This window comes from Amycolatopsis sp. NPDC049253 (assembly GCF_040678995.1).
GTDB lineage: Bacteria > Actinomycetota > Actinomycetes > Mycobacteriales > Pseudonocardiaceae > Amycolatopsis.
This window is the reverse complement of the sequence record NZ_JBFAQX010000005.1, coordinates 286144-298696: the sequence shown is the minus strand read 5'-3', so window position 1 is coordinate 298696 and position 12553 is coordinate 286144. Positions and strand designations below refer to the sequence as shown.

General features: G+C 71.5%; 13 protein-coding genes. 5 read left to right on the top strand and 8 right to left on the bottom strand.

Annotated elements, in window-relative coordinates; genetic code table 11:
* Nucleotides 1–89: 89 nt before the first annotated feature.
* The 3 genes from AB0K15_RS14710 to AB0K15_RS14700 all read left to right on the top strand — a co-directional run bounded on the left by AB0K15_RS14710 (nt 90) and on the right by AB0K15_RS14700 (nt 1502).
* A complete protein-coding gene (locus AB0K15_RS14710; protein WP_364049554.1) occupies nt 90–407 on the top strand; it encodes a DUF6176 family protein in 318 nt (105 codons plus the stop codon).
* Between the two features lie 129 nt (nt 408–536).
* The gene (locus AB0K15_RS14705) at nt 537–1133 is read left to right on the top strand and encodes a DUF2537 domain-containing protein (RefSeq protein WP_364049946.1); all 597 of its coding nucleotides are present in this window, start codon (nt 537–539) and stop codon (nt 1131–1133) included.
* An 18-nt stretch (nt 1134–1151) separates the two neighbouring features.
* Nucleotides 1152–1502 (top strand): MmcQ/YjbR family DNA-binding protein, encoded by a 351-nt coding sequence (locus AB0K15_RS14700; RefSeq protein WP_364049552.1) that lies wholly within the window; start codon nt 1152–1154, stop codon nt 1500–1502.
* Nucleotides 1503–1505: 3 nt separating this feature from the next.
* Here the strand turns inward: AB0K15_RS14700 and sepH are convergent, their stop codons facing one another.
* From sepH to AB0K15_RS14665, 7 genes are all read right to left on the bottom strand, one after another.
* Complete coding sequence (gene sepH, locus AB0K15_RS14695; protein WP_364049550.1) at nt 1506–2354, bottom strand: septation protein SepH; 849 nt, start codon at nt 2352–2354, stop codon at nt 1506–1508.
* 259 nt (nt 2355–2613) lie between these two features.
* Nucleotides 2614–3741 (bottom strand): phosphoserine transaminase, encoded by a 1128-nt coding sequence (gene serC, locus AB0K15_RS14690; RefSeq protein WP_364049548.1) that lies wholly within the window; start codon nt 3739–3741, stop codon nt 2614–2616.
* 116 nt (nt 3742–3857) lie between these two features.
* Nucleotides 3858–5204 carry a serine hydrolase domain-containing protein gene (locus AB0K15_RS14685; RefSeq protein ID WP_364049546.1) on the bottom strand — a complete coding sequence of 449 codons (1347 nt, stop codon included), beginning with the start codon at nt 5202–5204 and terminating at the stop codon, nt 3858–3860.
* A 24-nt stretch (nt 5205–5228) separates the two neighbouring features.
* Complete coding sequence (locus AB0K15_RS14680) at nt 5229–5852, bottom strand: response regulator transcription factor (RefSeq protein ID WP_220244584.1); 624 nt, start codon at nt 5850–5852, stop codon at nt 5229–5231.
* On the bottom strand, nt 5849–7021 hold the full coding sequence (locus AB0K15_RS14675) for a sensor histidine kinase (RefSeq protein WP_364049544.1): 1173 nt from the start codon (nt 7019–7021) through the stop codon (nt 5849–5851). Before AB0K15_RS14675 ends, AB0K15_RS14680 begins: the two co-directional genes overlap by 4 nt.
* On the bottom strand, nt 7018–7842 hold the full coding sequence (locus AB0K15_RS14670) for an ABC transporter permease (RefSeq protein ID WP_364049542.1): 825 nt from the start codon (nt 7840–7842) through the stop codon (nt 7018–7020). The genes AB0K15_RS14675 and AB0K15_RS14670 overlap by 4 nt, the downstream gene beginning before the upstream one ends.
* Entirely contained in the window at nt 7839–8678 is an 840-nt protein-coding gene (locus AB0K15_RS14665) for an ABC transporter ATP-binding protein (RefSeq protein ID WP_364049540.1), read from the bottom strand. The genes AB0K15_RS14670 and AB0K15_RS14665 overlap by 4 nt, the downstream gene beginning before the upstream one ends.
* A 228-nt stretch (nt 8679–8906) precedes the next feature.
* Here AB0K15_RS14665 and AB0K15_RS14660 point away from each other — a divergent pair, with 228 nt between their 5' ends.
* On the top strand, nt 8907–10610 hold the full coding sequence (locus AB0K15_RS14660; protein WP_364049944.1) for an SDR family oxidoreductase: 1704 nt from the start codon (nt 8907–8909) through the stop codon (nt 10608–10610).
* 14 nt (nt 10611–10624) lie between these two features.
* Nucleotides 10625–11212, top strand: coding sequence for a TetR/AcrR family transcriptional regulator (locus tag AB0K15_RS14655; protein WP_364049942.1), 588 nt, complete (start codon nt 10625–10627; stop codon nt 11210–11212).
* Between the two features lie 149 nt (nt 11213–11361).
* Here the strand turns inward: AB0K15_RS14655 and AB0K15_RS14650 are convergent, their stop codons facing one another.
* The gene (locus AB0K15_RS14650) at nt 11362–12507 is read right to left on the bottom strand and encodes a citrate synthase 2 (protein ID WP_364049538.1); all 1146 of its coding nucleotides are present in this window, start codon (nt 12505–12507) and stop codon (nt 11362–11364) included.
* Nucleotides 12508–12553: the final 46 nt, after the last annotated feature.

The window sequence follows — 12553 nt, the reverse complement described above, 5'->3', positions numbered from 1 at the left end:
ATGTCGATCGGTCAACGACCGTGGTCCGTCCGTCCCCGGCTGCGCGGCAGACCTTGGCACGGCCCGGGCCGGTTCGCTAGTTTCGCGGAATGATCAACATCAGGGTGAGCCGGATTTCGCCGGAGAAGGTCGAACTGCTGCGCTCGTGGCTCGCGGAAGCCGGGGAGCGTGCGGCCGAGGTCAAGGCGACGCTGGTGGACGAAGGCGTGCGGCACGAGCGCGCGCTGCTCGTGGACACCTCCGACGGCCCGCTGTTGATCTACGCGGTGGAGTGCGACGACATCGAGGCGGCTCTCGCCGTGTTCGCGAAGTCGGCGCACCCGATCGACGCCGAGCACAAGCGCGTGATGGCCGAGGTGGGCGGCACGCCGGTGGCAGTCGAGGAACTGTTCGACGTGCGGCTCTGATTCCGGTCGGTTTCTGCGCCGGGTGCCGGTCCCGCCGGGAGGTTCGCGGGGCTTACGCTGCTGCGGGCAGGTGCGGTCGTGTTCGACGGCAGGCACCTGCTGGTGGGAATGCCCGGCAGGAGGACGTCAGTGGAGCTGCGGATCCGGGGCGAGCGCGCGGTGCTCGCCGGCCCGGGTGGCGAGGGTGCGCGCGAAGTCGACCCGCGGCGGCTGGCGATCGGGGCCGACCTGGCCCAGGCGCTGCACGAGTGGGCGCGCGTCGCGTCGGCGGTCTCTCGGGCGGGGGGCGACGCGGAGGTCGCCACTTCGGTCGTGTCGCAGCGGGGGCGGCAGCTGGCCGGGCGGCTGGCGACGGTGATGGGGACGACGGTGCGCTTCGTGGATCCGGTGTCCGGCGTCGAGACGGTGATCGAGCCGCCTGCGCGCGTGGTGGCGCGGCGGCGTGGGGTGCCTGGCGCCGCGGCCGAGCCGACGCCGTGGCTGACCGGGCTGACGGTGTCGGCGTTCGCCGCGGTGCTCGTGACCGTGGCGATGCTCGCGTTGGCGGGAACCCTCGCGCGCGAGACGAGCGTGTGGGTCGCGCTGGTGGCGTCGGTCGTGGTGACCGCCGGGATCGGGCCGTCGCTGTGGCTCGGGCGGCGGCTGCCGATCGTGCGGTGGGCGGTTTACGGCGCGGGCGCCGGCATCGTCGCCGCGTGGCTGGGTGTGCTGGCGATCGTGCTCTGACCGGCCGATACTGGCCCGATGGCACCCCTCGACGAGTTGCGCAGGCTGTGCCTCGCGCTGCCGGAGGCCACCGAACGGCTCAGTCACGGCGAGCCGACGTGGTTCGTGCGCGGGAAGAAGACGTTCGTGACGTTCGCGAACCACCACGACGACGGCCGCCTGGCCTTCTGGTGCCCGGCGCCGCCCGGTGCGCAGGAGGACCTCGTGCGCACCGAGCCGGAACGCTTCTTCCGCCCGCCCTACGTCGGGCACCGCGGCTGGCTCGGCGTGCGCCTCGACGTGGACGTTGACTGGGCCGAGATCGACCACATCGTGCGCGACGCCTACCGGCTGGTCGCGCCGAAGGCGCTGGCCGCGCTGCTCGACTGAGAACTAGCCGCGCTGGGAACGCACGCCCAGCAGCACGTCTTCCCACGACGGCACAATGGGGTGGTTCTTCTTCGGCTTCGCGCGCGGCTGGTCGTCGTCGGCGGCCTCGTCGTCGGACGGGACGCGCGGGATCTCCCGGGTGTCGTCGTCCTCCTCGTGCGGGTCGGCCGGCGCTTCGATGGCGAGCCGCTCGTCCTCGGCCGAGTCCAGCGTCGGCTGCACGACGGCGTCACGCGCCGGGTCGAGCGCGCGGACCGTGCGCGGCGGGCGGTAGGAGTTGGGGTTGAGCAGCACCTCGGCGTTCTCGTCGAGGGCGTGCACGGTGCCGCCGTGGGCGCCGGGCGAGAACGACCAGTGGGCGCGGTTGTCGGAGCGCCCGGCCTTCCACTGCAGCACGACGACCCACTTGCCGTCGTCGCCGCGCCAGGAGTCCCAGCGGGCCTGGCTGTAGTCGTGGCCGCGGACGCCGAACGCGTACGCGATCACCTCACCGAGCGTCTGCACGTCGGGGCCGTCTTCGCGGACGGGGTGGGCGCTCTGGGCGAGCTCGGCCGTGCGCGAGCGCTCCAGCAGCACGGGGTAGGCGAACCGCTCCACGCGCTGCACCGAGACACCGGCGCCGCTCGCGACCTGTTCGACGGACTCGCCGGCGCGGATTCGCGCCTGGATCTCGCGTGGCCGCATCTGGCTCTCCAACTCGATTTCGATCTGGCCCAGCCGAGCGATGTCCCCCCTCGCCGCCGCTCTCAGTGTTTCGTCGGCCGGAAGCAGGAAACGGGTACGGCTCGCCGGGTCCTCGAGCACGATGGACTTGCCGTCCTCGTGCAGCCCGACCACCCGTAGCGCCCGCATTTCTCGCCTCCCCGATCTTCACCTTTGTGGGTGCTCACGTTAGAACGGCGCGTCGGCTTGACGCGCGAGGCGCGCCGATGCATCACCCATCCGTCACCTTTTTGGAGACGGTCTGCGTCATCCTCCCGGGCCCGCTCACCGGGAACCCGTGGGACACGCCGACCACGTTCCGTCACGAATGAGTGGTGTTCCGTGTTCGTCGCGCAACGCACGACGGGCCCCTCCCGGAGCGAGAGGGGCCCGTCGGCGAACCGGGAACTCAGCCCAGCCGCTCGACGACGTACTCGATGCTCTTCGTGAGCTTCGTGATGTCGTCGGGGTCGATGGCCGGGAACAGGCCGATGCGCAGCTGGTTGCGGCCCAGCTTGCGGTACGGCTCGGTGTCGACGATGCCGTTGGCGCGCAGGACCTTGGCCACGGCGGCGGCGTCGACCTCGTCGGCGAAGTCGACGGTGCCGACGACCTGCGAGCGCAGGTCCGGGTCCTTCACGAACGGCGTGGTGTAGGAGGTCTTCTCGGCCCACTCGTACAGCCGGTTCGACGAGTCCTGCGTGCGCGCGGTCGTCCAGGCGAGCCCGCCCTGGCCGTTCATCCACTCGATCTGGTCGGCGAGCAGGAAGAGCGTGGCCACGGCCGGCGTGTTGTACGTCTGGTCCTTGCGCGAGTTGTCCAGCGCCGTGGTGAGCGACAGGAACTCGGGGATCCAGCGGTCACCGCCGCCGAGCTCGCCGATGCGCTCGACCGCGGCCGGCGACGCGAGGGCGATCCACAGCCCACCGTCGGACGCGAAGGACTTCTGCGGCGCGAAGTAGTAGACGTCGAAGTCCTCGGCCTTCACCGGCAGGCCGCCGGCGCCGGACGTCGCGTCGATCGCCACCAGCGCGCCGTCGCTGCCCTCGGGGCGGCGCACCGGTACCGCGACCCCGGTCGAGGTTTCGTTGTGCGCCCAGCCGACGAGGTCGGCACCGGTTTCGTAGGCGATGTCGGGCGCGCTGCCCGCGTCCGCCTTCACGATGATCGAGTCGGCGAGGAACGGCGCCTTGTTCGTGACGCTCGCGAACTTCGAGGAGAACTCGCCGTAGGTGAAGTGCTGCGCGCGCTCGCGCACGAGCCCGAACGCGGCGGCGTCCCAGAACGCGGTGGTGCCGCCGTTGCCGAGGATGACCTCGTAGCCCTCCGGCAGGGAGAACAGCTCGGACAGCCCCGCGCGCACGCGCCCGACCAGCGACTTCACCGGCTTCTGGCGGTGCGACGTGCCGAGGTAGGTGTGGCCGGACTCAGCCAGCTTGGCGAGCTGCTCGTCACGGACCTTGGACGGTCCGCAACCGAAGCGCCCATCGGCCGGCTTGAGGTCTTCGGGGATGCTCAACTCCGCTGCATCGGTCATGTGGGCAGTCTCTCAGGTCGGGATGCGCCTGCTCAATGCGGTGGGGAGGTGTCCGGCATGTGGAATCGGACACCTCGGCCGCTCCCGGCGAACGGGACACACCCCGGCCGGAACGCTCAGCGCCACCCGTTCTCGTCGACACCGCCCGGAATCGGCGCGGCGGGGTCGTACGGGGTGCGGGTGAAGATGAACGTCGCGAGGTCGAGGTGGTTGGCCGTGCCCGACGCGTCGCGGCCGACGGTGAGGGTTTCGCCGGTGTAGTAGCCGTCGAGGCCGACCCACGTGTCCGGACCGGTGGGACGGAACCGGGACGCGCGCCCGGCGCCGTTGGCGGGATCGAGCGAGATGAGGTCCGAACCGAGCACGCGCAGGTGGTACGGCGTCGGACCCCAGTGCCACAGGCCCGTGAGCGCGAGCAGCGCCGGGTCCACAGTGGACGGCTCCCACTCGTCGGGCAGCGCGGGCTCCAGCTCGTCGGTCATCGTGAGCAGGTCGAGGGTGAGCTGGGTGATGCCGACGCCCGCGGTCGCGTTGGTGAGGCACAGCGCGCCGGTGCCGGTGGCCGGGTCGACGAGGGACGCGGCCAGGAAGCCCGGCATCGAGCCGGTGTGGCCCGCGAGGTGGCGGCCTTCGTAGCGCACCACCATCACGCCGAGGCCGAAGCCCGTGGTCCAGACCTCGGTGTCGTCGACGGTGTTCATCGTGCGCATCTCGGCCACGGTGTCCTCGCTCAGCACGCCACCGGTGTGCCCGCCCAGGAACGAAGTCCAGCGGCCGAGGTCCTTGACCGTGGACCAGAGCTGGCCGGCCGGGGCCATCGCGCCGGCGTCGGGCGAGGGCTCGGGCAGCAGGACGTCGGCGAACGGGTGCACGGCGAAGCCCTCGGCGTGCGCGCCCTCGGGGTGCGGTGTCGTGCGGGTCATGCCCAGTGGCGTCAGGATCTCCTCGCGCACGACGTCGAACCACGGCTTTTCGCGCTGGCGGGCCACGAGCTCGCCCAGCACGCCGAAGCCGACGTTGGAGTAGTGGAACTTGAAGCCGGGGCGCAGTTTCGTCGCGTCCTTGTCGAGGCTCGCCACGAGCGCGGCCCAGTCGGCGCCCGGCGTGCGCTCCCACCACCGGCCCGGCGATTCCGACGTGAGGCCGGAGGTGTGCGAGAGCAGCTGCGCCACCGTCGCCGTGGCGAACGCGGTGCCGGGCAGGTGCTTCTCGATCGGGTCGGTGAGCTCGAGCCGGCCCTCGTCACGCATGCGCAGCACGGCCGTGGCGATCAGCGTCTTGGTGATCGAGCCGAGGCGGTACTGCGTGTCGTCGTCGGGGCGCGCGGATCCGACGCGGCCGCGCGCGCCGGACCACACGAGGTTCCCGTCGCGCACCACGGCGGCGACGAGGGACGGCGTGCGGGAGGACGCCTGCTCCCGCGCGAGCCGGCGGTACAGGGCGAGTTCGGTGGAAGCGAGCATGCCGGCCATTCTGCCCCGCGCGGCTCAGCCCAGCAGCTGCCGGTCCAGCGCCGTGGTCACGGCGGCGGTGCGGTCGGACACGCCGAGCTTGCCGAACACGCGCAGCAGGTGCGTTTTGACCGTCGCTTCGCCGATGTGCAGCGAGCGCCCGATTTCGGCGTTCGTCAGTCCCTTCGCGACGAGCCGCAGCACCTCGACCTCGCGCGCCGACAGGGGTGAGGCGGGTTCCGGGTTCCGCACGCGGTTCACGAGCTTGCCCGCCACCGACGGCGCCAGCACCGTCTCGCCGCGCGCCGCCGCCCGGATCGCGCCCGCCAGCTCGGCGCGGGACGCGTCCTTGAGCAGATACCCCGCCGCGCCCGCTTCGACGGCCCGCAGGATGTCGGCGTCGGTCTCGTACGTGGTGAGCACGACGATCCGCCGCTTCGGCGTCTCCTTGAGGATGCCGCGGATCGCGCCGACGCCGTCGAGACCCGGCATGCGTAGGTCCATCAGCACGACGTCGGGCTGTTTCACGCGGTCGAGCGCGATGGCCTCGTGGCCCGAGCCGGCTTCGCCGACCACGGTCAGGTCGGCCTCCGCCTCGAGCATCCCGCGCAGGCCTTCGCGCACCACGGGGTGGTCGTCGACCAGCATGATCGTGATCACGCGGGCACCTCCAGCTCCAGTTCGGTCCCGCCGTCCGTGCCGCCGCGCAGGCTCAGCCGGCCGCCCACCTGCTCCACGCGTGAACGCATCCCGCGCAGCCCGAAGCCCCCGGTGGGCGCTTCGGGGGAGAAGCCGCAGCCGTCGTCGCGCACGCGCAACCGTATCGTTCCGTCCACAGCGGACAGCCGCACCAGCACCGACTCCGCGCCCGCGTGCTTGCGGACGTTGGCCAGCGCCTCCTGCGCGCCGCGCAGCAGCACGACCTCGGTGGCCGTGGCCAGCGGCGGCAGGGGATCGTCCACTTCGTACTCGACGTGCAGGCCGGCCTCGTCGGCGAGGCGCTCGGCCGCGCGGCGCACCGCGTCGGTCAGCGTGCCGGCCGTGAGGTCCGAAGGCGCGAGCGCCGCCACCATCGCGCGGGCCTCGGCGAGGTTCTCGCGGGCCGTGGCCGACGCCAGCGCCAAGTGCCGGCGGGCCGCCCCGACGTCGGTGTCCAGTTCGGACTCGATGGCCTGCGTGAGCGTGACGATGCTGGTGAAGCCTTGCGCCAGTGTGTCGTGGATTTCGCGGGCCAGGCGCTCGCGTTCGGCCGCGGTACCGGCTTCGCGCGAGAGCCGCGAGACCTCGGCCTGGCTGTCTTCCAGCTGCCGGATGAGCTCGGCCCGCGCGGCGCTCTGCTTGATGACGTCGGTGGTGAACTTGCCGGCCAGCACGCTGAACACCACGAGGATCGCGGTCATCGGCAGCAGGATCGGCAGGCTCGGGTTCTCCCACCCGCCCCGGACGACGGCGGCCACCGGGTCCAGCAGGATCAGCACCGTCGTGAGCACGATGCCCGGCCGGATCTCCTGCAGCATGAACAGCATCGGGCACGCCATGAACAGGATGAACGAGGCGGTGGTGTCGGAGAAGATCGCCGTCGCGACGAGCACCACCAGCACGCCCGTCGCGACGGTGCGGGGCACGGGGTTGTCGTCAGTGCGCACGATCCGGCGCCCCGCCGCGAAGTAGCCGATGAGCAACGCCGCGAGCGCCGTCTCCGCGACCACCATCTCGGCGAGGGAGACGTCGTCGAAGAACACCAGGAGGGCGGTCGCCACGTAGACGACCGCGAACAGCACCTCCCAGACCCAGAACGAGCGCTCCCACGCGTCGTCGAGCGAGGTCACCGGGGCTCGTTCGTCCACCGGAACGTGAGCCTCGCGAGCACGAGCCCAGCCACGCACCAGGCGCCCAGCACCAGCGCCACCGTCGGAAGTTCCCATGTCCCCGCCATCTCCTGACTCGCGGCCGCCTCCGGCAGGAACACCGACCGGAAACCCTGGCAGATCCATTTCAGCGGGAAGAACGACGCGATGTCGACCATGATCTTCGGCAGGTGCGTGATCGGCGTGACGAACACCCCCGAGATGAACTGCAGCACCAGGTAGACCAATTGCACCACGGCGACCGTGCCGTTGGCGGTGCGGGTGAGCGAGCTGATCGAGATGCCGAGCAGCGTCGAGGAGATCACGCCCAGCAGCATCACCCACACCAGCGTGGCCCACTTCTCGCCGTCGGCGGGCAGCTTCAGCCCGAACAGGAGCATCGCGACCGCGGCCATGATCACCGTCTGGGCGACGCTCGTGACGAGCACCATGATCATCTTGCCGATGAAGTACGACGCGGCCGGCATCGGCGTGCCGCGCAGGCGCTTGAGCGCGCCCACCTCGCGGTCGGCGGCGATCCCGATGCCGACGCTGTTGAACGACGTCGACACGATGCCGGCGCCGATCATGCTCGCGGCGAGCAACTGGCCGGACGACACCCCGGCCTGGCCGGTCGGACCGTCCAGAATGGACCCCAGCAGGATCATCAGCACCGCGGGCAGGGAGAAGGTGAAGACCACCTGCTCCTTGTTGCGGAAGAACTGCCGCAGCTCGAAGCTGCCGCGGGCGGCGCCGAGAGTGAAGGTGCCCGGCAGGGCCGGCGCGTTGACGGCGGTGGTCACAGGTTCTCCCCGATCAGTTCAAGGTAGATGTCCTCCAGGCTGGGGCGCGTCACGGTGAGGCCGGTGAGCTCCCTCGCCCCACCGGACAGCTGCGTGACGAGTTTCGTCGGGTACGCGGTGCGTTCCTCGTGCTCCCCGGTTTCGTCGCTCCACCGCACGATCGCCTCGGCCTGGCCGCGCCCCCCGAGAGTTTCGGGAGTCCCCTGGGCGACCACGCTGCCGTCGGCGATCACCACGAGCCGGTCGGCCAGCGCCTCCACCTCGTCGAGGTAGTGCGAGGTCAGCAGGATCGTGGTGCCCTCCTCGGCGAGACCTTCGATCAGGCCCCAGAACTGCCGCCGCGCCTCGGGGTCGAACCCCGTGGTGGGCTCGTCGAGGAAGAGCAGTTCGGGCCGGCCGATGATGCCGAGCGCCACGTCGACGCGGCGGCGCTGCCCGCCCGAAAGCGACTTCACGCGGGCGCCGGCCTTTTCCGTGAGGCCGACCTGGTCGATCACCGCCTCCGGGTCTCGCGGGTTGGGGTAGTACTTCGCGAAGTGCCGCACGGTTTCCGTGACGGTCAACTCGGCCGCGTCCGTCGCGGTCTGGAGCACGATGCCGAGCCGGGAGCGCCACTCGCGGCCGGCTTTGCCGGGGTCTTCGCCGAGCACGGCGGCTTCGCCGTCCGTGCGCTGCCGGTGTCCTTCGAGGATCTCGACGGTGGTGGTCTTGCCCGCGCCGTTGGGCCCGAGGAGCGCGAACACCTCGCCGTGGTGGATGTCGAGGTCGAGTCCACCCACGGCGACGTGGCCGGGGTACTCCTTGCGCAGTCCGCGCACCCTCACTGCTGTGGTCATGGCTCAATCCTGCGGCCACGCACCGTCGCCACGGGACGTCCGGGCAGTGGAATCCGGCTGTCCACCGAACGGTGGACACGAGCCGGTGTTTCCCGTGGAACCAGCGAAAACGCCGTTGTGAACCCCGAAAATCACCCCGTGCGCGAACACCTGGCAGACGGCAACCGCCGCCGAGGTGAACCGCCTTGTTGACAAGTTGTCTAACATGACAGTGTGTCTCACAAGCAGGTGACCGCCAGTGACGGTGTCCGCCTCTCGGTCCGCGTGACCGGCGCCGAGGACGGGCCCACGGTCGTGCTCGTCCACGGCTACCCCGACAACGGCTCGATGTGGGACGGCGTGGCCGCCGAGCTCGGCCGCCGCCACCGCGTCGTGGTCTACGACGTGCGCGGCGCGGGTGGGTCCGACAAGCCGAAGGCGCGCAGCGCGTACCGCCTCGACCAGCTCGCCTCGGACCTCGCGGCGGTCGTCGACACCGTGCAGCCGACCGGCAAGGTCCACCTGCTCGCCCACGACTGGGGTTCGATCCAGACCTGGCACGCGGTCACCGGCGACGAGCTGCGCGGGCGGATCGCGTCGTACACGTCGATCTCCGGCCCGAGCCTCGACCACGCCGGTGCGTGGTTCCGCACGCAGCTGCGGCGGCCGTCGGGTCTGCCGCGTGCGCTGAGGCAATTCCTGCACTCGTACTACATCCTGCTGTTCCAGCTCCCGCTCGTGCCGGAACTGTTCTGGCGCACCGGGCTGATGCGCGCGCTCATGCGCCGGCTGGAGCCGGCCGAAGCCACGCCCTCGACCGTCGACGGCCTGCACGGGCTGCAGCTCTACCGCGCGAACATCGGCTCGCGTCTTTCGCGGCCGGTGCCGCGGACCGCCGACGTGCCGGTGCAGGTGCTCGCGCCGACCGGCGACGCCTACGTGACCACTCCGCTGCAGACGGAGATCGAGCGCTGGGTGCCGGATCTGCGGGTGCGCCGGCTCGTCGGCTCGCACTGGATCACCCGCAGCAATCCCGGTGTCGTCGCCGCCGCGACCGCCGAGCTGATCGACCACGTCGAAGGCGGCGAGGAGAGCCGGGCGCTGAAGCGCGCTCGCGTCGGCGGTGCCGAGCACGGCCGGTTCCCGAACCGGCTCGTGGTCGTGACCGGGGCCGGCAGCGGGATCGGGCGGGCGACCGCGCTGGCGTTCGCCGACGAGGGGGCCGCCGTGGTGGTCACCGACCTGGACCCGACCGCGGCTGCCGAGACGGCGAAGCTGGTGCGGGACAAGGGTGCCGAGGCCGGTAAGTACACAGTGGACGCTGCCGACGGCGATGCCGTGGCCCGGTTCGCCGAGCAGGTGCGCGCGGAGTTCGGCGTGCCCGACATCGTGGTGAACAACGCGGGCATCGGCATGTCGGGGCCGTTCCTCGACACCTCGCTGGCCGACTGGGAGAAGGTCGTGGACGTGAACCTGTGGGGCGTGATCCACGGGTGCCGCGCGTTCGCGCCGATGATGGTCGAGCGCGCCGAGGGCGGGCAGATCGTGAACCTCGCCTCGGCCGCCGCGTACCTGCCGTCGAAGGTCCTCACGGCGTACGGCACGACGAAAGCCGCGGTGCTCGCGCTGAGCGCCGGGCTGCGCGCGGAGCTGGCGGGCGAGGGCATCGGCGTCACGGCGATCTGCCCGGGTCTGGTCAACACCAACATCACCAGCACCACGCGATTCGTCGGCGTCGCGCCGGAGGAGGAAGCGCGGCGGCAGAAGGCGTCGACGAAGCTCTACGCGCGGCGCGGCTTCGGCCCGGAGAAGGTGGCGCGCGACATCCTGCGGGCCGTCGAGCGCGACCGTGCGATCCAGCCGTCGACGCCGGAGGCGAAGGTCGCGCTGGTTCTCTCGCGGCTGACGCCCGGCCTGCTGCGCGCGGCGGCGAAGCTGGACGTCACCCCGTGAGCCGCCCGCGCCGGATGACCCCGCAGGCCCGGCGCGACGACCTGATCGCCGCCGCGCTGGACCTGTTCGGCAGCCGCGCGCCGGAGCTGGTGACGGTGGATGACATCGTCGCGCGCGCCGAGGTGTCGCGGCCGCTGTTCTACCGCTACTTCCCGAGCCTGCGCGAGCTGCAGGTCGAAGCACTGCGCACGGTCACCGACGGTCTCGTCGACGGATTGGCGCACCTGGAGCAGGGGCCGCCGCAGGACCGGCTGCGCACGGCTGTGCGGGGGCTGATCGACGTGGCCGATCACTACCGCGCGGGCTACGTCGCCTTGCTGCGCAGCGGTTCGGTGATCGCGACGTCGGAGACGGACGCGGCCATCGACGAGGTGCGCAACCGGTCCGTGGAGCTGATCCTCGACGCGCTGGGCCTCACCGCGCCGTCGCCGCTGGTGCTGCTCACGCTGCGGTGCTGGACGGCCGTGGTGGAGGGCGCGCTGCTGTCGTGGCTGCAGGACCGCAACGTGCCCCGCGAGCTCCTCGACGGCTGGCTCGTCGACCAGCTCACGGCCATGCTCGCCACGACCGCCGCCCACGACCCGGCCACCTCGCGCGCCTGACCCGACCACCCCGATGTGGCGTTGGTTGCTCCATCCATGCCCCCGCCACCACCCTCAACGGAGGCGCTACGCGCCCAGGCCCGATTCAACGCACCGAACGCCGCATTGGGTGCGCTGGGCGCACCGAACGCCACATTGGGGTGCTTCGGTCAGTGCTTGGTGACGGTTTCCCAGCCCTCGATGTCCTCCGGCTTGCGCGGGCCCGGGCCCACGTACTTCGCCGACGGACGCACGAGCCGGCCGGTCCGCTTCTGCTCCAGGATGTGCGCCGCCCAGCCCGCGGTGCGGGCGGAGGAGAACATCGACGGCATCATGGCCGGCGGCACCTGCGCGAAGTCCAGGATCACGGCGGCCCAGAACTCGACGTTGGTCTCGATCGGGTGATCCGGGCGGCGCTCGCGCAGCTCGGTCAGCGCGGCCTGCTCCAGCGCCGCGGCGACTTCGTAGCGCTCGGAGCCGAGCTCCTGGCAGGTGCGGCGCAGCACGCGGGCGCGCGGGTCCTCCGCGCGGTACACGCGGTGGCCGAAGCCCATCAGGCGTTCCTTGCGGTCGAGGATGCCCTTGACCAGACCGACGGCGTCACCGGTCCGCTCGACCTCTTCGATCATCGGCAGCACGCGCGCGGGCGCGCCGCCGTGCAGCGGGCCCGACATCGCGCCGATGGCACCCGAGAGCGCGGCGGCCACGTCGGCGCCCGTCGACGCGATCACGCGCGCGGTGAAGGTCGACGCGTTGAGGCCGTGCTCGGCGGCGGAGACCCAGTAGGCGTCGAGCGCCTTCACGTGGGCCGGGTCCGGCTCGCCGCGCCAGCGGACCATGAAGCGCTCGGTGATCGTCGAGGCCTCGTCGACCTTCGACTCCGGCACGGCCGGCTGTGAGATGCCGCGCGCCGACTGTGCGATGTAGGACAGCGCCATCACCGACGCGCGCGCGAGCTGGTCGCGGGCCTGCTCGTCGGTGATGTCGAGCAGCGGTTCGAAACCCCAGATCGGCGCGAGCATCGGCAGCGCCGCCTGCACGTCCACGCGTACGTCGCCCGTGTGCACGGGAAGCGGGAACGGCTCGGCGGGCGGAAGCCCGTTGCCGAACCGGCCGTCGACGAGCAGGCCCCACACGTCCCCGAAGGTCACCTTGCCGGCGAGGTCCTCGATGTCGACACCGCGGTACCGCAGCGCGCCGCCGTCCCGGTCGGGTTCGGCGATTTCGGTGCGGAACGCCACCACGCCTTCGAGGCCGGGGCGGAAGCCGTCGTCGGCCTGGTCGGAGTTCGTCTGCTTGATGGTGGAGGTAGTCACTTCGCGAACCTTTCGATGCGCATTTCCCCGGCTTTGTCTGACCACT